This is a genomic window from Pseudomonas sp. GM84, assembly GCF_000282535.1.
Lineage (GTDB): Bacteria > Pseudomonadota > Gammaproteobacteria > Pseudomonadales > Pseudomonadaceae > Aquipseudomonas.
The window spans coordinates 1-24,838 of record NZ_AKJC01000222.1; the positions used below are offsets into that span (position 1 = coordinate 1).

Sequence of the window (24,838 nt, forward strand, 5' to 3'; positions counted from 1 at the left end):
CCTGACAGACCGTGGCACGTTGCAACAAATGTAGGAGCGAGCTTGCTCGCGATGCGCCGCGCGGGCGGCGCTCGATCTCAATCGCACCGCAATGCTTGTGGCGAACACTTCAAAAAACCATCACTGCACAATCAGGTTATTGAACAGCAGATCCTCGACAATCGGCTTGCCCTCTTCCGCCTCCATCACCTGCTGCACCTGCTTCAACGCTTCCTGGCGCAGCTTCTCCTTGGCATCGACGTTGCCCAGGTTATCCACGGATTGCTGGGCAAACAGTGCCACCAGCTGATTGCGAATCAGCGGCTCGTGGTGTTTCACCGCGGCGGCGGCGGTATCGCCAGTCACGCGCAGGGCCACGTCGGCCTTGTACACCCGCAGTCTAGGACCACCATCGAGGGCGTAGTTGCCGACAAAGGGCGGGCTCAGGCTGATGTAGGAGACCTTGGGCGCTCCTTCTTTGGCTTCCTCGGCCATCGCCGCCGCCGGCAGCATCAGGGCCAGCACCATCAACATCCACGCTTTCACGAATTCGCTCCTCAACACGATGGGCGCCAGCTTACCCAGCACACCTCTGAAACCCAAGCCCGGCCTTATGCCGGGCCATCAAGGCGGGGCATGCTCGTTGACCCGGCAAACGACCCTCCTACACTTATCGGCCACTACACGCAAAGGAATAGCCCCGATGAAAGCTGTGTTGTGCAAAACCCTGGGTCCGGCACGCAACCTGGTTCTGGAAGAGGTGGCCAGCCCGGTGCCGAAGGTCAACGAGGTCCTGCTCGACGTCCAGGCAGCCGGGGTCAACTTCCCCGACACCTTGATCATCGAAGGCAAATACCAGTTCCAGCCGCCGTTGCCGTTTTCGCCAGGTGGCGAGGCCGCAGGGGTGGTCGCCGCCGTCGGTGACAAGGCCGGGGCCTTCAAGGTGGGTGACCGGGTAATGGCCCTGACCGGTTGGGGAGCGTTCGCCGAACAGGTGGCGGTGCCGTTCTACAACGTGCTGCCGATCCCCGCGAGCATGGACTTCCCCACCGCCGCCGCCTTCGGCATGACCTATGGGACTTCGATGCATGCGCTCAGCCAGCGTGGCCAGCTTCAGCCTGGGGAAACCCTGCTGGTGCTCGGTGCATCCGGCGGCGTTGGGCTGGCGGCGGTGGAGATCGGCAAGGCGATGGGCGCCAAGGTCATTGCCGCAGCCAGTAGTGCAGAAAAACTTGCCGTGGCCAAGGCAGCGGGCGCCGACGAACTGATCGACTACAGTCAGGCCAGCCTCAAGGACGAAATCAAGCGCCTGACCGGTGGCCAAGGTGTGGATGTGATCTACGACCCGGTCGGTGGCGAGCTGTTTGACCAGGCAGTGCGCGGCCTGGCGTGGAATGGCCGGTTGCTGGTGGTCGGGTTTGCCAGCGGGACGATCCCGAAGATGGCGGCAAACCTGGTGCTGCTCAAGGGCGCTGCGGTGCTAGGGGTGTTCTGGGGCGCGTTTGCACAGCGCCAGCCGCAGGATAATGCGGCCAACTTCAGGCAACTGTTTGCCTGGCATGCCGAGGGCAAGCTCAAGCCACTGGTGTCGAAGACTTATCCACTGGCTGAGGCGGGGGCAGCGATCGAACAGCTGGGGCAGCGCAAGGCTGTGGGGAAGTTGGTGGTGCTGGCCAGGTAGGGCTTTTGGTTGAGGTTGTTCACGCCGGCGATAGGGCCGGAACAGGCTGAGTCAGACCTCGCGCAGGTTATGGCAGCGCCTGAACCGCGCCTCGAGGTTGCGATCCGGCATCTGGTGGCTGCGCAGCGCATTCAACGTCTGTTCGACATAGTCACGGGTAGTGCCATACCGCCCCTTGGCGCTGGCCAGAATCTGGCGGAGCAGGGTATCCGGCAGGTTGCCGGCATAGCACGGCAGATGCCGCTCAAGCACAAAGCCCAAGGCCTGCACCTTGCTCCCATCGCTCAACCGGCAACTGAGCCAATGCGGCCGATAGGCCGGGTACGGCATCTCCCGCTGCCACAGGGCCATCAGCGACTCGTCCAGATTGCTTTCATCGAGACGATAGGCAAACCCGCTGCAGGAACCGCCGCGATCCAGGCCAAATACCAGGCCCGGCGTCTCTGGTGTGCCACGATGCTCGTGCGACCACAGGTACAGCCCACGGTGATAACCATGCACTCGCGCCCGCTGACGCTCCACGGAGTTGCACTCCGGGCGCCAGATCAGCGAACCATAAGCGAACAACCACACCGGCCCACCCTGATGCCGCGACATGGTCGACTGCATGGAATTGAACAGTTGCTCGTGAGTCAGTTGTTGGCCGAAATCGAGCGCCGGAGGGTATGAAACTTCCCAGGACAAACTTTCAAGTGCCGACATAAGCTGCCGCCATTAATCCCCGTGAACTATGCATAGAGCGAGAACCGCTACGTGGCGGGGCTTGCGCCGCCACAGCATGGGTGCATGCATTTACCTTAGGATACAAACACGCCAGTGCTCAAGCCCTGCCAGTAAAGTTTTACGCAAACTTCCGACGATTGGAGAGCATTGTTCCAAGTTGCGCGATAGTTATTGGCCAAGGCGGTAACAATTACCGCCTTATACCCACTAACAAGAACTTCGGTTATTAACCGCGTGGCGCGTAGGCAAACACATCGGCGCGCATTCGGTGCGCATCCATGCCCTTCTCCACCAGCGCATCGAGGGTCGCGTAGACCATGTTGGGGGAACCGCTGGCATAGACGTGAACAGCATTGAGGTCCGCGACGTCTTCGCAAACCGCCTCGTGCAGCAGGCCGCAACGGCCTTCCCAGCCACACAGGTCGCTGACCACCTTGTGCAGGAACAGGTTCGGCAGGCGCTGCCATTCGTCCCAGTGTTCGATGGTGTAGAAGTCCTCGGGACGGCGCACACCCCAGTAGAGGTGCACCGGGTACTTGAAGCCCTGGGCGCGGCAGTGCTCGACCAGGCTGTGCATCTGGCCCATGCCAGTGCCCGCAGCAATCAGCACCAGCGGCCCCTCGGGCAACTCGGCCAGGTGCGCGTCACCGAACGGCATCTCGATGCGGGCAATGCCATCACGCTTCAACTGCGCCAGCAACTGCTGGGCGCTGTCTTCGCGGCACAGCACGTGCAGCTCCAGGTCACGCCCGCCATGGGGCGCCGAGGCCAGGGAGAAGGCAGCCTGCTTGCCGCCCTCGCGCTCGATCATCAGATACTGCCCGGCGTGATAGCGCAGTGGCTTGCCCGCTGGCGCGCGCAGGCGCACGCGCCAGACATCGCCGCCAACCTCGACGCACTCGGTGACGCTGCACGCCAGCTTGCGCACCGGCAGTTCACCCAGGGCCAGCACACCATCCCAGAGCAAGACGCAGTCCTCCAGCGGTTCGGCAATGCAGGTGAACAGCTCGCCGTGGTCGCGGACCTCACCTTCCTGACGAACACGGCCTTCGACCAACAACGCGGCGCAGACATGGCAGTTGCCATTGCGACAGCTGCTCGGGCAGTCATAGCCCAGCCGCCGCGCACCTTCCAGGATCCGTTCCCCGGGTTCGAGCGCCAGCACCGCCCCGGACGGCTGCAACGTTACCTGCATCAATCTATTCCCAACTGATCCCACAGCTCATCGATACGGCGGGTGACGGCCTCGTCCTTGACGATGACCCTGCCCCATTCGCGTGTAGTCTCGCCCGGCCACTTGTGCGTGGCGTCCAGGCCCATCTTCGACCCCAGCCCCGATACCGGCGACGCGAAGTCCAGGTAGTCGATTGGCGTGTTGTCGATCATCACCGTATCACGCTTGGGGTCCATGCGCGTGGTGATGGCCCAGATCACATCGTTCCAGTCGCGGGCGTTGATATCGTCATCGGTAACGATAACGAACTTCGTGTACATGAACTGTCTCAGGAACGACCACACACCCAGCATGACGCGCTTGGCGTGGCCTGGGTACTGCTTCTTGATGGTCACCACCGCCATGCGGTAGGAACAGCCTTCCGGCGGCAGGTAGAAATCGACGATTTCCGGGAACTGCTTCTGCAGGATCGGCACGAACACTTCGTTCAGCGCAACGCCGAGGATCGCCGGCTCATCTGGCGGTCGCCCAGTGTAGGTACTGTGGTAGATCGGCTTTTGCCGATGGGTGATGCGCTCGACGGTGAACACCGGGAAGCTGTCCACTTCATTGTAGTAACCGGTGTGGTCGCCATACGGGCCTTCGGGTGCCATTTCGCCCGGGTGAATCACGCCTTCGAGGATGATTTCAGCGGTGGCAGGGACCTGCAGGTTGCTGCCACGGCACTTGACCAGCTCGGTGCGGTTGCCGCGCAGCAGGCCGGCGAACGCGTATTCGGACAGGGTATCCGGTACTGGCGTCACCGCGCCGAGGATGGTGGCCGGGTCAGCGCCCAGGGCCACGGCGACCGGGAATGGCTGACCAGGATGCTTCTCGCACCATTCGCGGTAATCCAGCGCGCCGCCACGGTGGCTCAGCCAGCGCATGATGACCTTGTTGCGGCCGATCACCTGCTGGCGATAGATGCCCAGGTTCTGGCGGTCCTTGTTCGGGCCACGGGTGACCGTCAGGCCCCAGGTGATCAGCGGCGCCACGTCGCCCGGCCAGCAATGCTGGATCGGCAGCTGGCCAAGGTCGACGTCATCGCCCTCGACCACGATTTCCTGGCACACCGCGTCCTTGACCACCTTCGGCGCCATCGACACGACCTTCTTGAAGATCGGCAGCTTGGACCAGGCGTCCTTCAGACCTTTCGGCGGCTCTGGCTCCTTGAGGAAGGCCAGCAGCTTGCCGATTTCACGCAATTCATCGACCGACTCGGCGCCCATGCCCATGGCCACCCGCTCCGGGGTGCCGAACAGGTTGCCCAGTACCGGAATGTCGAAGCCCGTGGGCTTTTCGAACAGCAACGCCGGGCCCTTGGCGCGCAGCGTGCGGTCGCAGACCTCGGTCATTTCCAGAACAGGGGAAATCGGAACCTGGATGCGCTTGAGTTCGCCGCGCTGCTCCAGGCCACGGATGAAGTCGCGCAAATCGCGATACTGCATGCATGTGCCTCGTGTTGGCCGTATCGGTCGGGGTGCAGAGTGTAGCGCCGTTCAGGGCCCAATGGCCAAAAATGACTTGGGGCCGCTTCGCGCCCCATCGCTGGCCAGCCAGCTCCCACAAAGATCACCAAGGACCCTGTGGGAGCTGGCTTGCCAGCGATGGGCTGCGAAGCAGCCCCAATCAATTCCGGTCGGAAGCGCTTACTTGCGCTTCATGGACAGGAAGAACTCGTCGTTGGTCTTGGTCTGCTTGAGCTTGTCGACCAGGAACTCGATGGCGGCGATCTCGTCCATCGGGTGCAGCAGCTTGCGCAGAATCCACATGCGCTGCAGTTCGTCATCAGCGGTCAGCAGCTCTTCGCGGCGGGTGCCGGAGCGGTTGATGTTGATGGCCGGGAACACACGCTTTTCAGCGATGCGACGGTCCAGGGGCAGCTCCATGTTGCCGGTACCCTTGAACTCTTCGTAGATCACTTCGTCCATCTTCGAGCCGGTTTCCACCAGCGCGGTGGCGATGATGGTCAGCGAACCGCCTTCTTCGATGTTACGCGCGGCGCCGAAGAAGCGCTTCGGCTTCTCCAGGGCGTGGGCGTCGACACCACCGGTCAGTACCTTGCCGGAGCTCGGGATCACGGTGTTGTAGGCACGCGCCAGACGGGTGATGGAGTCGAGCAGGATGACCACATCCTTCTTGTGCTCGACCAGACGCTTGGCCTTCTCGATGACCATCTCGGCAACCTGCACGTGGCGGGTCGGCGGCTCGTCGAAGGTCGAGGCGACCACTTCGCCGCGCACGGTGCGCTGCATTTCGGTCACTTCTTCCGGGCGCTCGTCGATCAGCAGAACGATCAGGTGGCACTCGGGGTTGTTACGGGTGATGTTCGCCGCGATGTTCTGCAGCATGATCGTTTTACCCGCTTTCGGCGGGGCGACGATCAGGCCACGCTGGCCTTTGCCGATCGGTGCGCACAGGTCGATGACGCGACCGGTCAAGTCTTCGGTGGAGCCGTTACCGGCTTCCATCTTCAAGCGCTTGTTCGGGAACAGCGGCGTCAGGTTTTCGAACAGGATCTTGTTCTTCGCGTTTTCCGGGCGGTCGAAGTTGATGGTGTCGACCTTCAGCAGGGCGAAGTAACGCTCCCCTTCCTTCGGTGGGCGGATCTTGCCGACGATGGTGTCGCCAGTACGCAGGTTGAAGCGGCGGATCTGGCTCGGCGAGACGTAGATATCGTCGGGGCCGGCCAGGTAGGACGCATCAGCAGAACGCAGGAAACCGAAACCATCCTGGAGAATCTCCAGCACGCCGTCACCCGAGATCTCTTCGCCGCTCTTCGCATGCTTTTTCAGCAGGGCGAAAATCACGTCCTGTTTGCGCGAACGGGCCATGTTTTCGATGCCCATCTGTTCGGCCATTTCCAAAAGATCGGTAATCGGCTTTTGCTTGAGTTCAGTCAGGTTCATAAGGGGAATGACGTAATCATGTAAGGAAGGGAGAATTAAGCGTTGGCTTAATGAGGCCGCGCCGCTAGATGGCGACAGGATCGCGTACTGATTCGAATTAGGGATGCTTCGGCGACGGCATGCAGAGGGCACTGGAGAAGCAGTGCGAGGTCGAATGTAACACTTGCTTTTTTCGACGTCTAGTGGGTTAAAAAAGAAAGCCCCGCATTTGCGGGGCTTTTTCACATCACAGGTGGGCGTCGAGGAACGCGGCCAGCTGCGACTTGGACAGGGCGCCGACCTTGGTGGCCTCGACGTTGCCGTTCTTGAACAGCATCAGCGTCGGGATGCCACGCACGCCGTGCTTGGCCGGGGTTTCCTGGTTGTCGTCGATGTTCAGCTTGGCGACGGTCAGTTTGCCCTCGTAGGTGGAGGCGATGTCGTCCAGTACTGGCGCGATCATCTTGCATGGGCCGCACCATTCAGCCCAGTAGTCGACCAGCACCGGGCCTTGAGCCTGCAGGACTTCGGTCTCGAAGGTGGCGTCGGTGACGTGTTTGATCAGATCGCTGCTCATGGATATCTCCAGGGTCGTAAGCAAAAAACGTGGCCCATGATAGCCGCACCCAGGCCCTACAGGAAGTCACGGACGATTGAGTGTAACTATAGTTGTGCAAGACGCCTCGAATCCAAACCGTCACACAAGTGTCATAGCATCGAATGGCACATTGCCTTGCATCAACCCTTGGCGTACCGCGCGTTGGCGACAGCCAAGGATCGTGGCACGATTGCCGGGTTAACGACCGAGAACACTCAGATCATGCCGCATACTACAGCGAAGAACCTGTCTCTGATCGCCGCCATCGACCTTGGCTCCAACAGTTTTCACATGGTCGTGGCCAAGGCCCACCACACCGAGATACGGATTCTCGAGCGCCTCGGCGAAAAGGTTCAGCTGGCCGCCGGCATCGACGAATCGCGCATGCTCAGCGAAGAAGCCATGGAACGGGGGCTCGAGTGCCTCAAGCGCTTTGCCCAGCTGATCAACGGCATGCCCGCAGGCGCCGTGCGCATCGTCGGCACCAACGCCCTGCGCGAAGCGCGTAACCGCAACGAATTCATCCAGCGCGCCGAAGCCATCCTGGGCCACCCAGTGGAAGTGATTTCCGGCCGTGAAGAAGCGCGCCTGATCTACCTGGGCGTATCCCACACCCTGGCCGACACCCCGGGCAAACGCCTGGTCGCCGACATCGGTGGCGGCAGTACGGAGTTCATCATCGGCCAGCGCTTCGAGCCGCTGCTGCGCGAAAGCCTGCAGATGGGTTGCGTCAGCTTCACCCAGCGCTACTTCCGCGATGGCAAGATCACCCCGGCGCGCTACGCCCAGGCCTACACCGCCGCGCGCCTTGAGCTGATGAGCATCGAGAACGCCCTGCACCGCCTGACCTGGGACGAAGCCATCGGCTCGTCCGGGACCATCCGCGCCATTGGCGCCGCGATCAAGGCCGGCGGCCTGGGCAATGGCGAGGTCACCGCCGAAGGCCTGGCCTGGGTCAAGCGCAAGCTGTTCAAGCTCGGCGAGGTCGACAAGATCGACTTCGACGGCATCAAGCCGGACCGTCGCACCATCTTCCCGGCCGGCCTGGCGATTCTCGAAGCGATCTTCGACGCGCTGGAACTGCAGCGCATGGACCACTGCGACGGCGCCCTGCGCGAAGGTGTGCTGTTCGACCTGCTCGGCCGCCATCACCACGAAGACGTGCGCGAACGCACCTTGAACTCGCTGATGGAGCGCTACCACGTCGACCAGGGCCAGGCCGCGCGCGTCGAGCGCAAGGCCTTGCATGCGTTCGACCAGGTGGCCAAGGCGTGGGATCTTGAAGAAGGAAACTGGCGCGATCTGCTGGGCTGGTCGGCGAAAATCCATGAAATCGGCCTGGATATTGCCCATTACCACTACCACAAGCACGGCGCCTACCTGATCGAGCACTCCGACCTGTCAGGCTTCTCCCGCGAAGACCAGCAGATGATGGCCCTGCTGGTGCGTGGCCACCGCCGCAATATTCCCAAGGACAGGTTCGCCGACCTGGGCGATGAAGGCGTGAAACTGCTGCGCCTGTGCGTGCTGCTGCGTTTCGCCATCCTGTTCCACCACATCCGTGGCACCCAAGAGATGCCCAAGGTGCAGCTTCTGGCGGCCGACAACAGCCTCGACGTCGCCTTCCCGGAAGGCTGGCTGGAGCAGAACCAACTGACCCAGGCCGACTTCGCCAACGAGGCGGAGTGGCTGACCCGGGTCAATTTCGTCCTCAGCGTACGTTGAGCACCGGCAGGCTCAGGCGCTCCAGCAAGGTCGCCTGAGCACTGCGCGGGTTCTGGTTGCCGGTCGGGCTGCTGCGCACGTAGCGTCCGTCGGGCTGCAGGGTCCAGGCATGGGTGTTGTCGGTCAGGTAGCCTTCGAGCTCCTTCTTCACCCGCAGCAACAGCTTCTTGCCCTCCACCGGGAAGCAAGTCTCGACGCGCTTGTCGAGGTTGCGCTCCATCCAGTCGGCGCTCGACAGGTAGATCTGCTCTTCGCCGCCATTGAGGAAGTAGAACACCCGCGTGTGCTCCAGGAACCGGCCGATGATCGAGCGCACCTGAATGTTGTGCGACACCCCCGGGATACCGGGACGCAGACAGCACATGCCGCGCACCACCAGGTCGATCTTCACCCCCGACTGACTGGCCTTGTACAGGGCCTTGATGATCTTGGCATCGGTCAGCGAGTTGAACTTGGCGATGATATGCGCAGGCTTGCCTTCCAGGGCGAACTGGGTCTCCCGGGCGATCATGTCGAGCATGCCCTTCTTCAGGGTGAACGGCGCGTGCAGCAGCTTCTTCATGCGCAGCGTCTTGCCCATGCCGATCAGCTGGCTGAACAGCTTGCCGACGTCCTCGGTGAGGGCGTCGTCGGAGGTCAGCAGGCTGTAGTCGGTGTACAGGCGAGCGTTGCCAGCGTGGTAGTTGCCGGTGCCCAGGTGCGCATAGCGGACGATCTCGCCTTGTTCACGGCGCAGGATCAGCATCATCTTGGCGTGGGTCTTGAAGCCGACCACACCGTAGATCACCACCGCGCCGGCAGCTTGCAGGCGGCTGGCCATCTGCAGGTTGGACTCTTCGTCGAACCGCGCACGCAACTCGATCACCGCGGTGACTTCCTTGCCGTTACGCGCCGCGTCCACCAGGGCGTCGACGATCTCCGAGTTGGCGCCGGAGCGGTACAGGGTCTGGCGCACGGCGAGCACGTGCGGGTCCTTGGCGGCCTGGCGCAGCAGGTCGATCACCGGGGTGAACGACTCGAACGGGTGCATCAGCAGGATGTCCTGCTTGCTGATCACGCTGAAGATGTTGTCGGCATTCACCAACAGCTTGGGAATCGCCGGGGTGAACGGCGTGTACTGCAGCTCCGGGTGGCTATCGAGCCCGGTGATGCTGAACAGGCGGGTCAGGTTGACCGGGCCGTTGACCTGGTACAACTCGCTCTCGCTCAGGCTGAACTGCTTGAGCAGGTAATCGGACAGGTGTTTCGGGCAGGTGTCGGCCACTTCCAGGCGCACGGCGTCGCCGTAACGGCGCGAGAACAGTTCGCCGCGCAGGGCCCGGGCAAGGTCGTCGACCTCTTCGGAATCCAGCGACAGGTCGGCGTTACGGGTCAGGCGGAACTGGTAGCAACCCTTGACCTTCATGCCCTGGAACAGGTCATCGGCGTGGGCGTGGATCATCGACGACAGGAACACGTAGTTGTCGCCGGCACCGCCTACCTCTTCCGGCACGCGGATGACCCGTGGCAGCAGACGCGGCGCCGGGATGATCGCCAGGCCCGAATCGCGGCCGAAGGCGTCGACACCTTCAAGCTCGACGATGAAGTTGAGGCTCTTGTTCACCAGCAACGGGAACGGGTGGGTCGGGTCGAGGCCGATCGGCGTGATGATCGGTGCAATCTCGTCGCGGAAATAGCGACGCACCCAGGTCTTGAGCTTGGGTGTCCAGTAACGACGACGGATGAAACGAATGGCGTGTTTTTCCAGCTCCGGCAGCAGCACGTCGTTGAGGATCGCGTACTGACGCTCCACTTCGATGTGCACCAGTTCGCTGATGCGTGCCAGCGCCTGGTGCGGCTGCAGGCCATCGGCGCCAGCCTGTTCACGGGCAAACGTGATCTGCTTCTTCAGGCCCGCGACACGGATCTCGAAGAACTCGTCCAGGTTGCTGGAGAAGATCAGCAGGAACTTCAGGCGCTCGAGCAGTGGATAGGATTCATCCAGTGCCTGCTCCAGCACGCGAATGTTGAACTGCAGCTGCGACAGTTCGCGATGAATGTACAGGCTGCTGTCGTCCAGGCTCGGAATGGCGATGGCAGGGCTCGGCGCAGGGGCAGGCACAACCGCCTCGACCACGGGCTCCGGGGCCTCGGGCAGGTCTGGCGGGGTCTGCACCATTTCTTCGGGGACGGCCTGGGCATCCTTGATCGCGACAGGGGTTAGCACTTCATTATTCATCTGGACGTTCCTGGAGGACGTTAACGCCCTATCATCAATTGAGCGGGACGATAAGCGGCCATTATGACGCCTGTGTTACACCTTGAGGCAAGCCCATGACTTGCGGCCGAAGGCATTGTCCGTGTAGGAATTGTTCACGTCGAGACACATTTGGACACTTTCACGAAAGCGCGCGAAGGGGTAGGCTGCGCGTTCATTTCGCCAGCACCTCAGAAAATGCTTCAACAATTCCTGCAGGATTTCGGCTACTTTGCCCTTTTTCTCGGCACCTTCTTCGAAGGCGAGACCATCCTGGTGCTTGCGGGATTCCTCGCATTCCGCGGCTACATGGACATCAGCCTGGTGGTGGTCGTAGCGTTCTTCGGCAGTTATGCCGGCGACCAGCTGTGGTACTTCATGGGCCGTCGCCACGGCCGCGCCATCCTCGCGCGCAGACCGCGCTGGCAGGCCATGGGCGACCGAGCGCTGGAACACATCCGCCGCCACCCGGACATCTGGGTGCTGAGTTTTCGCTTCGTCTACGGCCTGCGCACGGTGATGCCCGTGGCCATTGGCCTGTCCGGCTACCCACCACGGCGCTATCTGCTGCTCAACGGTATCGGTGCGGCCGTCTGGGCATTGGCCCTGGGCGCGGCCGCGTACCACTTCGGCGCCATCCTCGAAGGCATGCTGGGCAACGTGAAGAAGTACGAGCTATGGGTGCTCGGCGGCCTGTTGCTGCTGGGTGGCCTGCTCTGGTTGCGCCGGCGCTTCCGCACCCTGCGCGCGGAGCGCAAAGCGGCGGCAGAAGGCCAGAGCCCAGAGGCTGACAAGGCTGTAAGCCCCGAGCAGGAACCACGCCAGGGGCGTGACCAGCACTAAGCCAGACGCGCCGGCCAGGTACAACGCCGGCGCATTCGACAGCAGGCGCGCCAGCTCCAGGCGCACTGCCCACGGCCGGTTCTCCAGGGCCGCACCCAGCACGAACAGGCCAAACGCCGTCACCGACCAGCCCAGCACCAGGGCGGCGCTCGGCACCTGCTCGGCAACGTCCATCAAGTAACTGCCCAACGCCACGTAGGCCACGAACTGTGCGGCCACGTACACCTGCTGCGCGCGCCCCAAGGCAATCTCGAACTTTCGGAACAACGCCAGGTTCTGCTTGGCCTGTGGATAACGCCCAGCGACATCCGCCGGGCGCCAACCGGTGGGCATGAACCAGATACGCAGTTTGTCCCGCAAGCGTCGGGTGCGCCGGGCATCGTCCCAGAGCTGTGCATAGAACTGCAGGTTGGCCCACAGCGGGTTCCAGCTCGCCAGCGGCGTGGTCACGCCAAACACCACCGGCTCGGCCGGATCCTCTTCCTTGAAGGTGCCAAACAGGCGATCCCAGAGAATGAACACCCCGCCGTAGTTGCGATCCAAGTAAGCAGGATTCTGCGCATGGTGGACGCGATGATTGGACGGTGTGATCAGCACCCATTCAAGCCAGCCCAGCTTGGGAATATGGCGGGTATGTACCCAGAACTGGTAGAGCAGGTTCAACGACGCCACCGTGATGAACACCACCGGCGGCACGCCGATCAGCGCCAGCGGCAGGTAGAAGATCCACGAAAAGATAAAACCGCTGCTGGTCTGGCGCAGGGCGGTGGTGAGGTTGTATTCCTCACTCTGGTGATGCACCGAATGAGCGGCCCAGAGTACGTTGCGTTCATGCCCCAGGCGGTGCAGCCAGTAGTAGCACAGGTCATACAGCACGAACGCCAGCAGCCACACCCACCAGGCCTGCTCCGGCAAACGCAGAAGCGCCAGGTGCTCCCAGGCCAGTGCATAGGTCAGCAGCCCTACCCCTTTGGTCAACAGCCCCGTGCTGGTGGAAAGCACCCCCGTGCTCAAGCTGTTGATCGAATCGGCAACGGTGAAATTGCGCTGGCCGCGGACACGGTCGGCGATCAGCTCCACCGCTATCAGCACGAAGAAGAACGGCACGGCCAGCAGAATAAGGTCCATGGAGGGTAGCCTCGAAGGTTATCCACTGAGATTAGGATGCGCCCGCGCGAATCCCTATGGCCACATCTGCCAAACTAGAGGACATTTAGTGCCTCGAAAATGGAGTAATGAGCATGACGAAAAAAGTAGCGGTGATTCTTTCCGGCTGTGGCGTGTACGACGGCGCCGAAATCCATGAAAGCGTGATCACCCTGCTGCGCCTCGACCAGCGCGGTGCACAGGTACAGTGCTTTGCGCCGAATATCGCGCAGCTGCATGTGATCGACCACCTGACCGGTGAAGAGATGCCTGAATCGCGCAACGTGCTGGTGGAGTCGGCGCGCATTGCCCGTGGCGAGGTGAAGGATATCCGTGAAGCCAGGGCCGAGGACTTCGATGCGCTGATCGTGCCCGGTGGTTTCGGCGCGGCGAAAAACCTGTCGAGCTTCGCCGTGGATGGCGCCAAGTGCACCGTGAACCCGGATGTGCTGGCCCTGGCCGAAGCCTTTGCCGTGGCCTGCAAGCCGGTCGGCCTGATCTGCATTTCGCCAGCGCTGGCGGCGAAGATCTATGGGCCGGGCGTGGTCTGCACCATTGGCAACGATGCCGGGACCGCTGCCGCCATGGTCAAGATGGGTGCTACCCATGAAGAATGTGATGTGCATGACATTGTCGAAGACACCCAGCGCAAGCTGGTGACCACCCCTGCCTACATGGTCGCCAAGTCGATCAGTGAAGCGGCCGGTGGCATCTACAAGCTGGTGGACCGAGTGCTGGAGCTGACCCACGAGGGTGAGTGATCAGCCCTTGGCCAGGCGGGTGAGGATACGATCCAGCGCATTGGCGAACGCCTGTTTCTCGCGTTCGCCATAGGGCGCCTGCCCGCCCCCGACCTGCCCCTGCTCGCGCAGTTCGGTGAACAGGTTGCGTACCGCCAGGCGCTCGCCCATGTTGCGCTCGTCGAACTCGCGCCCACGCGGGTCCAGCGCAGCAACGCCCTTCTTGATCAAGCGGTCGGCCAGCGGAACGTCGCTGCAGATCACCAGCTCGCCGGGTTCGGCGTGCTCGACCAGGTAATCGTCGGCAGCGTCCATGCCGCTGGGCACCACGATCAGCCGCACCACGGCGAAGGCGGGCTTGGCCACGGCCTGGCCGGCCACCATGATGACCTCCAGCTTGCGCTTGAGGGCGAATTTGACGATCAGGTCCTTGGCTGCCTTGGGGCAGGCGTCGGCGTCGATCCATATGCGCATGTAGCAATCTCTTCTGTCAGAGCCGGCCTCTTCGCGGGACAAGCCCGCTCCCACAGGAACACCTATGAGCCTAAGGCCTCTGGCGATCCTGCTCCCACAGGAACACCCCTGAGCCTAAGGCCTGTGGCGATCCTGTGGGAGCGGGCTTGCCCCGCGAAGAGGCCAGCAGCATCAACACCTAAACGGCAGCCCGGCGCTTCTCGGCCAGCCGACTACGCCCATAGAGCACCAAAATAGCCAGCAACGCCACCGCCTGTGCCGCCAGCGAGTACGCATCGGCATGAATTCCCAGCCAGTCGAACTCGAAGAACGCCACCGGCCGCGTGCCCAGCACACCCGCTTCCTGCAGCGCCTTCACGCCATGCCCGGCGAACACCACCGAGAGCGCGCACAGCAAGGCTGCGTTAATGCTGAAGAACAACGCCAGCGGCAGTTTCGCCGAGCCGCGCAAAATCACCCAGGCCAACCCGACCAGCAGCACCAGCGCCGTGGCACCACCGGCCAGCACCGCCTGATGCCCGGCAGGCCCGGCCTGCAGCCACAGGGTTTCATAGAACAGGATCACCTCGAACAGCTCGCGGTACACCGAGAAGAACGCCAGCACGGCAAAGCCGAAGCGCCCGCCCCCGCTGACCAGGCTGCTCTTGATGTAGTCCTGCCAGGCCGCGGCGTGGCGGCGGTCGTGCATCCATACGCCCAACCACAGCACCATCACCGACGCGAACAGCGCCGTGCAGCCTTCCAGCAGTTCACGCTGGGCGCCACCGACGTCGATCACATAGGCAGCCAGCGCCCAGGTGGCGAAGCCTGCGACCAGCGCCAGGCCCCAGCCGACATTGACGCTGCGTACCGCCGACTGCTGGCCGGTGTTACGCAGGAAGGCCAGGATCGCGGCCAGTACCAGAATGGCTTCAAGGCCCTCGCGCAGCAGGATCAACAAGCCGGAAATGTAGCTCAGCGACCAGCTCAGGCCATCGCTGCCCAGCAGCTTGGAGGCTTGGTCAAGCTTGACCTTGGCTTCGGCCAGGCGCTGTTCGGCCTGGGCGACCGGCAAGCCGTCCTGCAGTGACTGGCGGTAGGCCATCAAGGACTTTTCGGTGTCCTTGCGCGCTTGGGTGTCGATGTTGTCCAGCGAGCTTTCCACCAGCTCGAAGCCTTCCAGGTAGGCGGCCACCGAGAGGTCGTAGGCCTGGTCGTGGTCGCCTGCGCGGTAGGCGGCCAGGCTCTTCTCCAGGGTGCTGGCGGTGTATTCGAGCAGCTGCGCCGGGCCCCGCTTGACCTGCGGCGGCTGGGCACGCTGGGCGCGGAATGCCGGTACGGCTGCGGCGCCTTCGTTGGCAGCGACTTCGGCCGGGGTCTGCCGGGCCAGGTCGGCCAGGTTCCAGGTCTTGTCGCCCTTGGCCGCCTGCGGGTCGGCGGTGAAGCTGGCGATGTAGGCGGCCACGTCCCAACGCTGGCGGTCATCGAGCTGATCGGCGAAAGACGGCATCTCGGTGCCGTCGATGCCCAGGTTGATCGTGTTGTAGAGGTCGAACAGGCTCAGCTGGTCAAGGCGCTCGATCTTGCGCAGGTCGGCCGGTGCGGGCTCCAGGCCCACGCCTGCCGGACCGTCGCCCGCGCCGGTGTCACCGTGGCAGATCGAGCAATTCTGCGCATACAGCGAAGCGCCACGGGCCGGGTCCGGGGTGATCACCGGGGCCTGGCTGACCTCGTAGGCTACCGCAAGTCGCGCGCCCAGCTGGCGAGCCTGCCTGGCGACTGCGGCACCGTCCTGGCGTTGGTCGATGGCCTGGCGCAGCGCTTGGACGCCCTGCTCCAACGCGTTTTGCTCGGCATTCGCAGGCAGTCCTTTGACCAGATCCGCCAATACCGCGCTGAACTCTTGTTGCTCGCGGTATTCGCCATCGTCGATCACCTTGCCGTCGCGCACGGTCGGCGGGTAGTCGGCGCCGATGTAATCGAGCAGGTGCAGGGCCTTGCCGGCCTCGGCAGGGGATTCGGCCAGCACCACGGTGCTGCACAGCGCCAGCATGGGCCATAGCAACCAGGCAAGCAGACGGGAACGGGAATTCATGGCCAATCTCGAAGGAAATACGAAAGAGAACATTGTTCACTTCCACTGCCTTTCCCTCAAGGGCCATCAGCGGATTTCATGAAAAAGCCGGAGACGGCCTAGCTCACAAAGTGCTGGACCGACCAACCATTGGCTGCTCCAGCCTTACACTAGCTATGTCGCCCCCTAATGTTTTTACCTTTGCGCCCGACTTGCGCGACAACTTTTTGAGGCTCAAAAAGGTGTTCATCATATGCGAAATGCTTATATTCCGGATGAGACTTCTTGAATGTGTTCTCGTGAGCGATATTGTAATCAACAATATTTACAGCATCCGAGTTCTTGCTAATCAATTTATGCCTATTATCTGTTGGATACACACGCCCTTTGAACCCTATTGTCGGCAAACCTGATGCGTCCGCAAATTGCTGTGCCAACGAGGGGTCGCCATCACCAGACAAACAGGCAATAAGTCTAAAACCATCAAGGTCGTCAAGATCAACCTGCTTCGCCACCAACTCGGACTTCAGCTGCTTGCCATTAACGGTACGCCCATCAAAAGAGGCAAGCCCTTCATCACCATGAATTTCCAGATTACCGATCAGCTTGCCATTTTCCTTGTTCTTGAAAAACAACGTCTTCTTCCCCAGCAGACGCCCGGGACCACTGAACTTGAACTGTTTAACATGGCCGGTGGGGTCCGTATAATTCACAGGATCACCGGCAACATACGCATAGCAATTGATCCCGCCCTGATCAAAGGGACTCAACCGATCCGGACTTAAAAACCGCATCAGAGCGGGGCTGTAGATACGAACCCCGTTACCTAGGAAATACCAACCCGTCAGGGCTTCACGGGGTTGCCCGTTGAATCCCGGCAAGATGGGTAATTGTGGATAGCTAATCCCATATGGACTGTAGTGAAGCGCCTCATGGTTCAGTGCAGTCGCTCCACCCATAATGGTTCGCATCGGCCCTAAAAACAAAAGTGTCGTGCCTGACGCTTCCCCACTTCCAACTTGTGCCAGGTCGCCCGCTTCGCCCTTGAATAGCGAACGGACGCTAAGCGCTCCAATCACCGTCACCAGTTGATTATGCCGGTAAAATCGTTTCTCAGAAGACGCTGACGTTCTGCTCCGTGAGTTTTCCATAGAAACTCCTATTCGCTCGCAATTTCAAACAGCGTGACAGGTTCATACGGGCGGAGAAACTGGCAGTAATATCAGTTGCAGGGTATGCCGTATTACTCTCTTCTGAGCGGCCAAAGGGCAAAGGGCAAGCAGGAGTACAGTCACTCACTGCCTGCCATTGCCTACAAAAGGTTAGTGCGCCTTGTTCATCCCCCGCTCCAGATCATCGATCAACGCCTTGGCCATCTCGCTGAGAATCCGCGCCGCACTGCCAGCGACGCGGTCATTTTCCATCTCTGCTTCGGTGGTGAGGTGGCGGATGCAGCCGAGCAGCACCGACAGCTGCGAGAAGGCATGACCGAAGGGAACATCGGGATTCAGGCGGAACAGGTCGAAGGTTTCCACGCCTGCGGTTGAAGCGTCGTTTGGCTCACTCACTGACCTCGCTCCTGTTCTCAAGTGCTTTCAGGCCAGGGTGATCCATGACGGCGTTGAGCACAGCGCACATGACGCGCATGCTCATGCCCATGGCATCGCGGCGCAGGCCTGGAGGGCTGTCGATAAGCACGTTGGCGGTTTGAACGAGGGTGAGGGTCAGTGCGCTCACCAGCAGATCGCGTTCCATCGGGGCGGGCGGAGTTGCGAGGGTAACGGCAGGCACGTCGAGTGCGAGAAGGTAGGCGGGTGGATCAGGGACGAGCTTTTTCATGGCGGATCTCCTGTACTGGAAATGTTCTGCCTTCCTCCTCGTCTCACGGATTTGGGTGGCAGTCGTGCATGGGGTGAGACCCGGGGTACAGGAACCCGGCCAGACCGAAGCCTGCCCACGCACGACCGCCATAGAGCGGTGCTACCTGTAACCAGCCGGGTGTCTCACGCCCGATCGCCTTGCGCGGCGACCCCAAGGACAGTATTCCGGGAACACTTTCCAGCCAAGACAGCACCTTCCGACAGGTGCCGTAGGATAATTCGACAGAGAACTAGAACTGAAGCATTCGGTTTCAGATTCGGAAATGTCCTACGACCGTTGAGCCTGCCTCCACTCAAAACAACACGGGCCAGCCAAAAGGCCAGCCCGTCAGTGATTCGCCGCACGCGTTACGCAGCTTTTTCTTTCACCGTGAAATCCACTTCCAAATCTGCGTTACCCAGCAAGTTCACCAGTGCATCCAGGGAAAACTTGTCAATCTTGCCATTGAGCAGTTCGCTCAAACGCGGTTGAGTGACATGCAGACGTCGTGCTGCCTCCTTCTGCGGGATGTCCCAGGAACGCACCTCCCTGGTCAGCACACGCATCAGCTTGGAGCGCAGCCGAAGGTTTTCGGCTTCTTCAGGCGAGTCAATCAACGCATCCCATGCTGAAGTAGAGCGTTCGTTTGCCATTGTTGAACCCCTCTCTTAACAACAACATCACGTGAGTAGATACATTGAGCAGGACCGAGCGAAAAACGGCCTAGTCCAAGGACCTGAACCGCGCTCTAGCCACATCAATGTCGCGCTTTTCCGTCTTTTCAGTAGTCTTTCGAAACGCATGCAGAACGTAGATAGCTTCCGGTCGACTCACTACATAAAAAACGCGAAAAGCCCCGTCTTTGCACTTGATGCGGATTTCCCGTACGCCGTGCCCCACGCTTTCCATCGGCTTCCAGTCCGTGGGCTCCTCCCCATCCTGGATCAAATCCAGCTGATACCCAGCGCGCTGCCGTGCCACCGGGGGGAAACTACGTAGGTCTTCCTTGCTTGTACCTACCCATTCGATAGGTTTCTGATCGTCTCGCATCCTGCATGCTCCTCCACCTTCGACCCAGACGCTCGATGTACTGGCTTTTCATGACCCACCCTTTCCCCTGTGTGTTGTCACGTTGCGCGAGCCGTCGTTTCACCTGGATCGGTTACAGACCGGAGGAATCTGCAGAGTCAAAATATATCGAAACCGATATAACCTCAAGTACAGAATCGGCCGTCGGCCGAACCGAGATTGATCGAACAGATGGAAAGCAATAGTGAGCCAACGCGCCAGGAAATGACGGCACCGGGACATTATTCCTCAGGTGAATCCGTGACTAGATGGCGGATTTAGACACGGGAGGTAGGATTCATCGCACCGTGGCACCACAGGCTATTGCGCTGCCACAGTGAGAAGATCTCAAGGCTTGGAAGGATCCTTCCAGCCACCACCCAGCGCCAAGAACACCCCAATCTGCCCAAGCGCCACCTGGCTATTGGCTGCCGCCAACTGCGCACGCACATCGGTATACGTCCGCGTCGCCTGCAAGTCCGCCAGGAACGACTCACGCCCTGCCTGGTAATACCGGTGCGTCTGGTCCGCCGCTTCCTTCGCCGACTGCTCCGCCTCGGCCAGCGCGTCACGCCGGTCCAGCAAGGCGCTGTACTGCGCAAGCCGGGTCTGGGTCTCGCGTACGGCGTTCAGGACCACGCCGTCAAAATGCGCCAGCGCGGCCTGAGTCGAAGCCTCGGCCATGCGAATACGGGCACGGGTGCCGTTGGTGGGGATGGTCCAGCTGATCTGCGGGCCAAAGCCCCAGCGGTTGGTCGATGGATCGCCGAGGTTTTCCAGGATGCCGATGGTGCCCACCTGGGCGCCGATGCTGATATCCGGGTACAGCGCACCCGTGGCCACGCCAATAGTCGCCGTAGCCGCCGCCAGCTGGCGTTCGGCCTGGCGTACGTCGGGGCGGCGCTTGAGCAACGCGGCGCCATCGCCAACGGGAACCAGTTGATTCAAATGCGGCAGCTCGGCGCAATCGGCAGTACCGGCAGGCAGCTGCTCGACCGGCTTGGCCAGCAGCGCCGCCAGGGTATACATGCCGGTCTCGCGCTCGGCCTTGAAGCGCGGCAACTCGGCGCGCAACGACTTGAACTGGGTCTGCGAGCGGGTGACCTGGGTTTCATCGCCGCGGCCAGCATCGCGCAGGCGCTGGTTGAGCTGCACGCTCTGCTCCTGCAGGTCGAGCGACTCACGGGCGATGTGGTATTCCTCGTTGGCCGAGCACACTTGCGTATAAGCCTTGACCACATCCGCCACCAGGGTGATGCGCGCGGTGTCGGCAGCAGCCTGCACGGCATCGGCATTGGCCTGGGCCGCTTCGGTGCCACGCTTGAAGGTGCCCCACAGGTCGAACTGGTACGAAGCGCTGATGATCGCCTCGCCGATGTTGGCCACCGGCACCTTCTCAGGCAGCAGGAAGGCTTCGCCCGACTCCTGCAAACGCTGGGCGCCGGCCTTGATACCGCCATTGAAGCCACCCTGCGACTCGGCCACTTCGACCTGGGCACGGGCCTTGGCGATGTTGGCTGCGGCCACGCGCAACTCGGTGTTGGCACTCAGCGCCTGGCGTACCAGCTCGTTGAGGCGCTGATCCTGATACAGCTGCCACCAGTCCTCGGGCACCGGCGCCGACACCACGCTATCGGCATCCTGACGCAGCGAGCCGTTGAGGTCGTTGCGCTGCACCGCCGCATCCTTCGGCACTTCGTAGTCGGGGCCGACCATCATGCAGGCCCCCAGAGACAGGCAAAAGCCAGCCAGGATCAGCTGTTTCATGGATGCTGCCCCTCGATGATCGAGACCGTGGCGGTACGCCCGGCGATCATGCGGAAGTCCTGCGGCACTTCGTCGAAGGCGATACGCACCGGGATCCGCTGGGCCAGCCGCACCCAGCTGAATGCCGGGTTGACGTTGGGCAGCAGGTTGGCGCCGCTGCTGCGGTCGCGGTCTTCGATACCGGCGGCGAAGCTCTGCACATGGCCGCGCAGGCGGGTGTTGTCGCCCATCACGCGGATGTCCACGGCATCGCCGATCTGAATGCCGCCCAGCTTGGTTTCTTCGAAGTAGCCATCGACGTGGTACGAAGCACTGTCGACCACCGACAGCACCGGGCGGCCAGCGGTGACGAACTCGTGGTTACGCGGCGCACGGTCGTTGAGGTAGCCATCCACCGGGCTGCGCACCACCGAACGGTCGAGATTGAGCTGTGCGGAGTCGACCGCCACCTGGGCCTCGCTGACCGCCGAGCGGGCACGCGACTCGCGGGACTGGCTCTCTTCCAGTTGCTCCGCCGCCACCAGGTTGCCCAGCTTGCGGTTGCGCTGCGCCTCGCGGGAGGCCTGGGCCAGGGTTTCCTGGCGCTCGCCAAGGGTGGCCTTGGCATGGCGCAGGGCCAGGGTGAAGCGGTCCTGGTCGATGGTGAACAGCACATCGCCGCGCTTGACGGTCTGGTTGTCGCGCACTTCGACTTTCTGGATCAGGCCGGAAACATCCGGGGCGATCTGGATCACATCGGCGCGGATATGCCCGTCGCGGGTCCAGGGGGCGAACATGTAATACACCACCATCTGCCACACGAGCACGGCGGCGAAGGTCACTACCAGCAAGGTCAGGACCACACGGCCCAGGGTCAACAAAGGTTTTTTCATGGCAGCATCAGGCTTCGGCAAAAGTGGTCCACCGCGCCAAGCAGCACGGCATACAAAGCAACGTTGAACAGCGCCCGGTGCCAGACCAGGCGGTAGAAATGCAGGCGCACCAGCACGGCGTGCACCCCGAGGAACAGCAGGTAGGTGCAGACCATCATCACCAGCAGCGTGGGCAGGAACACCCCGCTGATATCCAGTTCACCGATCACAGGGGCGCTCCGTCCAGCCCAGGGGGCAGTTGCGGTTGTTCGGCAGGCTCGAGCATCACTTCGACACCTGGCAACAACGCCAGGCGCAGGCCGCTCAGGGCGTGCAGCAGGTGGGTGCGGGCATCGCCGCGTTCGTACAGTTCATCCAGGTTCAGCGCCTGGCGCGCACGCTCCATGTTGCGCAGCAGCGCGGCGGGCGCATGCAGGCGTTCGCCGGCGCGCAGGCAGGCCGCGTAGTGGCTGCCGACTTCCTCGATCACCGTTTGCAGGCGTTCACGGGCCTGGGTGCCGGCACGCGGCTGGTAGGCCAGCAGGTCGAGCAGGGTCAGGCCTACGCGCACGTCGCGCAGGGCCACGCCGCTGTCCTGGCCGGTCTGCGACAGGCGCGGCAGGTGCTGCATCAGGCGGTCGAGCATCTGCACGCCAACCTGGCGGTGCTCGGCCAGGGTGGCCGGCGCGGTCATTTCGACGATGTCGCGCCAAAGGAAACGGGTCATGCGCTTGGCCGCCAGCTCCACGCCGAACGGGCGCATCACCAAGGTCCAGATGAAAGCGAACAACAGCCCGACCGGCCCGGCCAGGTTGGAGTTGAGGAAGGTGAAGAAGTCCGCGTCGTAGGCGCCCTGGATGCTGATGAAGGTCGAGGTGTTGACGATGGTCAGCAAGGTGCCCAGGTAGAAGCGCGGCTGCACGGTCAGGGTGCCGATGCAGATGAACGGCACGGCGAAAGCCAGCACCAGCATCGGGAAGTCATGCAGGTTCGGCAGCACCAGGAACAGGTACAGGCTGGAGAAGATGACCGACATCAGCGTCCAGAAGAAGAACCGATAGATCTGCGGCGCCGGGTCGTCCATGGCGGCGAAGAAGCTGCACGACACGGCGGCGAGGATCACCGCGCTGGCGCCGTCGTGCCAGCCCAGGCCGATCCACAGGCCACAGGCGACGATGATCGCCAGCACCGTGGACGCCACCGAATAGAGCATCAGGCCGCGGTCGAAAAATGCCGTCAGGCGGCCCAGTCGCCAGTGCCGGTAAACCGGGCGCCAAGCCTTGGCGTCGTCGGTGCGCAGGAAGTGCTGCAGGGTGCAGCAGTCCTGCCACAGGTCGACCCATTCGGTCAGACGGTACAGCGCATTGGACAGCAGCAGCTCGGCACGCTGGTCAAGGGCGGCAGCGCCCGGCTGCAGGCGGTCGATGTGCTCGTGCAGTGCCGTCCAGCGCGCCACCGAGGCATGCTCGGCGGTGCCTGCAAGCCATTCGCGCGCCGCGTCCAGCACCGGCTGCAACTGGGCGAACTGCGCCGGGGCGCGGCCTTCGAGGGCGACCAGGGCGTCGTCGAGGGCATCGATCACCGGCAGCAGGTGAATCATCCGGCCACGCAGCTCGCGGGCGTTCTTCAGGGTGTGCGGGCCGGCGCCTTCATGGCCCAGCTGGCCGATCATCAACTCCAGCGAGTTGAAGGTGGCGACCATCGTGCCGCGCATGCTGCCCACTTTGTCGGCGGCCACATCGCGGGCCAGGTAGGTATCGCTGTAGCGGATCGCCTCGGTGAACCAGCTACCGGTAGCGCCAACCACCACCGGGGCCAGGCGCCGCGGCCAGAAAATCGCGCCCACCACCGCCGCGCAGACGATGCCCAGGCAGATTTCCTGGGCCCGTGAGGAGGCCACGTCGAATACCGCCAACGGGTTGTCGACCACCGCCAGGGCAATCATCGGCAGGGTGTAGCCCGCCAGCATCAGTACGTAGTTGTTGGCCGTGCGCAGGTTCAGCGACAGGTACAGCAAGGTGCCGGTCCACAGGGCAATGGCCACCGTCAGCAGCAACGGCGACTGCACCAGCGGCGGCACCAGGAAGATCGCCCCGCCCGCACCGAGCAGCGTGCCCATGGCGCGATACAGGGCCTTGGAACTGGTCGGCCCGACAAACGGGCTGGAGACGATGTAAACGGTCGCCATCGCCCAGTACGGGCGCGGCAGCTGCATGAGCAGGGCGATGTACAACGCGATCATCGACGCGGCAAAGGTACGCACACCGTAGAACCAGTCGCGGGCGGGTGGCACCGAGCTGAAGAAACCGTTCATGCCACCCCGCCCGCCGTGCCCAGGCCGGCGGCTTCGAAGGCACGCAGCACGCGTAGGGTGGCCTGCAGGTCGGCCTCGTCGATACCTTGCAGCACGTCGTGGCGCAACCGCACCAGCTCCGCTTCGATGGCGACGGCCAGACTACGGCCTTCGGCGGTCAGGCTCAGGGCCTTGGCGCGGCGGTCCAGTGGGTCCTCGCTGCGGCACACCAGGCCGGCCTTGCACAGCTGGTCGAGCAGGCGCACCAGCGACGGGCTTTCCAGGCCGGCGGCCTGGGCCACGGCCACCTGGTGCACGCCATCGCCCAGGCGCACGATCATCAGCAGCGGCGCGGCACAGGCCTCGGAAATGCCGTAGCTGGTCAGGGCCGAATGGCAGATCCGCCGCCAGTGGCGGGCGGCAACGACCATGCCGGTGCTGACTTGCAGGCGCAGGGAGTCAAGGGTCATGTGGGGGGAACCAAGGATATTCATAGTTTGCTAACTATCAATATACGCCTTGCCCTCCCCCTGTCGTCAACCGGGGGCGACGGAGGGAATGGATGAATTGTTGTTCATGTCGAGGGACAGGGTGGCTTTACCGGCCCTATCGCCGGCAAGCTGAACTGGTCAACTATTTTTGGACACCGGTTTAGGTTTCATGCTGCAGCTTTCAGCTTTTTCTCCATAGCTACAGGGGT

General features: G+C 62.4%; 23 protein-coding genes and 1 pseudogene. 4 read left to right on the plus strand and 20 right to left on the minus strand.

The features are described from left to right. Positions 1-120 precede the first annotated feature (120 nt). Positions 121-525, minus strand: a complete 405-nt coding sequence (locus tag PMI38_RS18005) for a flagellar basal body-associated protein FliL (RefSeq protein ID WP_008096843.1) — start codon at positions 523-525, stop codon at positions 121-123. A 157-nt stretch (positions 526-682) separates the two neighbouring features. Between PMI38_RS18005 and PMI38_RS18010 the strand changes: the two genes are divergently transcribed. Then, positions 683-1,660 carry an NADPH:quinone oxidoreductase family protein gene (locus tag PMI38_RS18010; RefSeq protein ID WP_008096845.1) on the plus strand — a complete coding sequence of 326 codons (978 nt, stop codon included), beginning with the start codon at positions 683-685 and terminating at the stop codon, positions 1,658-1,660. Positions 1,661-1,711: 51 nt separating this feature from the next. Here PMI38_RS18010 and PMI38_RS18015 read toward each other — a convergent pair whose 3' ends face one another. The 5 genes from PMI38_RS18015 to trxA form a co-directional block, all read right to left on the minus strand. Next, entirely contained in the window at positions 1,712-2,362 is a 651-nt protein-coding gene (locus PMI38_RS18015) for a gamma-glutamylcyclotransferase (RefSeq protein WP_008096847.1), read from the minus strand. Positions 2,363-2,609: 247 nt separating this feature from the next. Next, positions 2,610-3,578 carry a CDP-6-deoxy-delta-3,4-glucoseen reductase gene (locus tag PMI38_RS18020; RefSeq protein ID WP_008096848.1) on the minus strand — a complete coding sequence of 323 codons (969 nt, stop codon included), beginning with the start codon at positions 3,576-3,578 and terminating at the stop codon, positions 2,610-2,612. Continuing rightward, positions 3,578-5,044 (minus strand): 4-hydroxy-3-polyprenylbenzoate decarboxylase, encoded by a 1,467-nt coding sequence (ubiD, locus tag PMI38_RS18025; protein ID WP_008096851.1) that lies wholly within the window; start codon positions 5,042-5,044, stop codon positions 3,578-3,580. Before ubiD ends, PMI38_RS18020 begins: the two co-directional genes overlap by 1 nt. A gap of 201 nt (positions 5,045-5,245) precedes the next feature. Then, positions 5,246-6,505: a transcription termination factor Rho gene (gene rho, locus PMI38_RS18030; protein WP_003253661.1), complete on the minus strand. Its 1,260-nt coding sequence runs from the start codon at positions 6,503-6,505 to the stop codon at positions 5,246-5,248. 226 nt (positions 6,506-6,731) lie between these two features. After that, the gene (gene trxA, locus PMI38_RS18035) at positions 6,732-7,061 is read right to left on the minus strand and encodes a thioredoxin TrxA (RefSeq protein WP_008096856.1); all 330 of its coding nucleotides are present in this window, start codon (positions 7,059-7,061) and stop codon (positions 6,732-6,734) included. 243 nt (positions 7,062-7,304) lie between these two features. Here trxA and ppx point away from each other — a divergent pair, with 243 nt between their 5' ends. Continuing rightward, positions 7,305-8,807, plus strand: a complete 1,503-nt coding sequence (gene ppx / locus PMI38_RS18040) for an exopolyphosphatase (RefSeq protein ID WP_008096859.1) — start codon at positions 7,305-7,307, stop codon at positions 8,805-8,807. Here the strand turns inward: ppx and ppk1 are convergent. Next, a complete protein-coding gene (gene ppk1, locus PMI38_RS18045) occupies positions 8,794-11,025 on the minus strand; it encodes a polyphosphate kinase 1 (RefSeq protein WP_008096860.1) in 2,232 nt (743 codons plus the stop codon). The genes ppx and ppk1 overlap by 14 nt on opposite strands. Positions 11,026-11,241: 216 nt before the next feature. Between ppk1 and PMI38_RS26705 the strand changes: the two genes are divergently transcribed. Further along, positions 11,242-11,886, plus strand: a complete 645-nt coding sequence (locus tag PMI38_RS26705; protein WP_008096862.1) for a DedA family protein — start codon at positions 11,242-11,244, stop codon at positions 11,884-11,886. A gap of 501 nt (positions 11,887-12,387) precedes the next feature. Here PMI38_RS26705 and PMI38_RS27565 read toward each other — a convergent pair. Further along, positions 12,388-13,014, minus strand: a pseudogene (locus PMI38_RS27565) (sterol desaturase family protein); the annotation flags it as partial. A gap of 113 nt (positions 13,015-13,127) precedes the next feature. On the opposite strand from PMI38_RS27565, the gene elbB reads away from it, so the two are divergent. Beyond that, entirely contained in the window at positions 13,128-13,793 is a 666-nt protein-coding gene (gene elbB, locus PMI38_RS18060) for an isoprenoid biosynthesis glyoxalase ElbB (protein ID WP_008096866.1), read from the plus strand. Here the strand turns inward: elbB and PMI38_RS18065 are convergent, their stop codons facing one another. The 12 genes from PMI38_RS18065 to PMI38_RS18120 all read right to left on the minus strand — a co-directional run bounded on the left by PMI38_RS18065 (position 13,794) and on the right by PMI38_RS18120 (position 24,608). Beyond that, the gene (locus PMI38_RS18065) at positions 13,794-14,246 is read right to left on the minus strand and encodes a YaiI/YqxD family protein (RefSeq protein ID WP_008096868.1); all 453 of its coding nucleotides are present in this window, start codon (positions 14,244-14,246) and stop codon (positions 13,794-13,796) included. It abuts the gene before it with no gap. Between the two features lie 178 nt (positions 14,247-14,424). Beyond that, positions 14,425-16,353, minus strand: a complete 1,929-nt coding sequence (locus PMI38_RS18070) for an FTR1 family protein (RefSeq protein WP_043273890.1) — start codon at positions 16,351-16,353, stop codon at positions 14,425-14,427. Positions 16,354-16,469: 116 nt separating this feature from the next. Beyond that, entirely contained in the window at positions 16,470-17,450 is a 981-nt protein-coding gene (locus PMI38_RS26710) for an RHS repeat-associated core domain-containing protein (protein WP_008096873.1), read from the minus strand. Between the two features lie 171 nt (positions 17,451-17,621). Continuing rightward, positions 17,622-17,867 (minus strand): DUF3077 domain-containing protein, encoded by a 246-nt coding sequence (locus PMI38_RS18080; protein WP_008096875.1) that lies wholly within the window; start codon positions 17,865-17,867, stop codon positions 17,622-17,624. After that, complete coding sequence (locus tag PMI38_RS18085) at positions 17,860-18,138, minus strand: hypothetical protein (RefSeq protein ID WP_008096877.1); 279 nt, start codon at positions 18,136-18,138, stop codon at positions 17,860-17,862. The genes PMI38_RS18080 and PMI38_RS18085 overlap by 8 nt, the downstream gene beginning before the upstream one ends. 389 nt (positions 18,139-18,527) lie before the next feature. Continuing rightward, the gene (locus PMI38_RS18090; RefSeq protein WP_008096879.1) at positions 18,528-18,812 is read right to left on the minus strand and encodes a helix-turn-helix domain-containing protein; all 285 of its coding nucleotides are present in this window, start codon (positions 18,810-18,812) and stop codon (positions 18,528-18,530) included. Between the two features lie 70 nt (positions 18,813-18,882). Beyond that, positions 18,883-19,209 carry a type II toxin-antitoxin system RelE/ParE family toxin gene (locus PMI38_RS18095; RefSeq protein ID WP_008096881.1) on the minus strand — a complete coding sequence of 109 codons (327 nt, stop codon included), beginning with the start codon at positions 19,207-19,209 and terminating at the stop codon, positions 18,883-18,885. Positions 19,210-19,575: 366 nt separating this feature from the next. Next, positions 19,576-20,994, minus strand: coding sequence for an efflux transporter outer membrane subunit (locus PMI38_RS18100; protein WP_008096883.1), 1,419 nt, complete (start codon positions 20,992-20,994; stop codon positions 19,576-19,578). Further along, the gene (locus PMI38_RS18105) at positions 20,991-21,866 is read right to left on the minus strand and encodes an efflux RND transporter periplasmic adaptor subunit (protein WP_008096885.1); all 876 of its coding nucleotides are present in this window, start codon (positions 21,864-21,866) and stop codon (positions 20,991-20,993) included. The genes PMI38_RS18100 and PMI38_RS18105 overlap by 4 nt, the downstream gene beginning before the upstream one ends. After that, on the minus strand, positions 21,863-22,075 hold the full coding sequence (locus PMI38_RS18110; RefSeq protein ID WP_008096887.1) for a DUF1656 domain-containing protein: 213 nt from the start codon (positions 22,073-22,075) through the stop codon (positions 21,863-21,865). Before PMI38_RS18110 ends, PMI38_RS18105 begins: the two co-directional genes overlap by 4 nt. Beyond that, positions 22,072-24,159: an FUSC family protein gene (locus PMI38_RS18115; protein ID WP_008096889.1), complete on the minus strand. Its 2,088-nt coding sequence runs from the start codon at positions 24,157-24,159 to the stop codon at positions 22,072-22,074. The genes PMI38_RS18110 and PMI38_RS18115 overlap by 4 nt, the downstream gene beginning before the upstream one ends. Then, positions 24,156-24,608: a MarR family winged helix-turn-helix transcriptional regulator gene (locus tag PMI38_RS18120; RefSeq protein WP_008096890.1), complete on the minus strand. Its 453-nt coding sequence runs from the start codon at positions 24,606-24,608 to the stop codon at positions 24,156-24,158. Before PMI38_RS18120 ends, PMI38_RS18115 begins: the two co-directional genes overlap by 4 nt. Positions 24,609-24,838: the final 230 nt, after the last annotated feature.

Excerpts from the sequence above, each read along its gene's own strand:
- PMI38_RS18010 (WP_008096845.1), top strand. The coding sequence starts at position 683 with ATGAAAGCTGTGTTGTGCAAAACCCTGGGTCCGGCACGCAACCTGGTT.
- PMI38_RS18015 (WP_008096847.1), bottom strand. The coding sequence starts at position 2,362 with ATGTCGGCACTTGAAAGTTTGTCCTGGGAAGTTTCATACCCTCCGGCG.
- PMI38_RS18020 (WP_008096848.1), bottom strand. The coding sequence starts at position 3,578 with ATGCAGGTAACGTTGCAGCCGTCCGGGGCGGTGCTGGCGCTCGAACCC.
- ubiD (WP_008096851.1), bottom strand. The coding sequence starts at position 5,044 with ATGCAGTATCGCGATTTGCGCGACTTCATCCGTGGCCTGGAGCAGCGC.
- rho (WP_003253661.1), bottom strand. The coding sequence starts at position 6,505 with ATGAACCTGACTGAACTCAAGCAAAAGCCGATTACCGATCTTTTGGAA.
- trxA (WP_008096856.1), bottom strand. The coding sequence starts at position 7,061 with ATGAGCAGCGATCTGATCAAACACGTCACCGACGCCACCTTCGAGACC.
- ppx (WP_008096859.1), top strand. The coding sequence starts at position 7,305 with ATGCCGCATACTACAGCGAAGAACCTGTCTCTGATCGCCGCCATCGAC.
- ppk1 (WP_008096860.1), bottom strand. The coding sequence starts at position 11,025 with ATGAATAATGAAGTGCTAACCCCTGTCGCGATCAAGGATGCCCAGGCC.
- PMI38_RS26705 (WP_008096862.1), top strand. The coding sequence starts at position 11,242 with ATGCTTCAACAATTCCTGCAGGATTTCGGCTACTTTGCCCTTTTTCTC.
- elbB (WP_008096866.1), top strand. The coding sequence starts at position 13,128 with ATGACGAAAAAAGTAGCGGTGATTCTTTCCGGCTGTGGCGTGTACGAC.
- PMI38_RS18065 (WP_008096868.1), bottom strand. The coding sequence starts at position 14,246 with ATGCGCATATGGATCGACGCCGACGCCTGCCCCAAGGCAGCCAAGGAC.
- PMI38_RS18070 (WP_043273890.1), bottom strand. The coding sequence starts at position 16,353 with ATGTTCTCTTTCGTATTTCCTTCGAGATTGGCCATGAATTCCCGTTCC.
- PMI38_RS26710 (WP_008096873.1), bottom strand. The coding sequence starts at position 17,450 with ATGGAAAACTCACGGAGCAGAACGTCAGCGTCTTCTGAGAAACGATTT.
- PMI38_RS18085 (WP_008096877.1), bottom strand. The coding sequence starts at position 18,138 with ATGAAAAAGCTCGTCCCTGATCCACCCGCCTACCTTCTCGCACTCGAC.
- PMI38_RS18090 (WP_008096879.1), bottom strand. The coding sequence starts at position 18,812 with ATGGCAAACGAACGCTCTACTTCAGCATGGGATGCGTTGATTGACTCG.
- PMI38_RS18095 (WP_008096881.1), bottom strand. The coding sequence starts at position 19,209 with ATGCGAGACGATCAGAAACCTATCGAATGGGTAGGTACAAGCAAGGAA.
- PMI38_RS18100 (WP_008096883.1), bottom strand. The coding sequence starts at position 20,994 with ATGAAACAGCTGATCCTGGCTGGCTTTTGCCTGTCTCTGGGGGCCTGC.
- PMI38_RS18105 (WP_008096885.1), bottom strand. The coding sequence starts at position 21,866 with ATGAAAAAACCTTTGTTGACCCTGGGCCGTGTGGTCCTGACCTTGCTG.
- PMI38_RS18115 (WP_008096889.1), bottom strand. The coding sequence starts at position 24,159 with ATGAACGGTTTCTTCAGCTCGGTGCCACCCGCCCGCGACTGGTTCTAC.
- PMI38_RS18120 (WP_008096890.1), bottom strand. The coding sequence starts at position 24,608 with ATGACCCTTGACTCCCTGCGCCTGCAAGTCAGCACCGGCATGGTCGTT.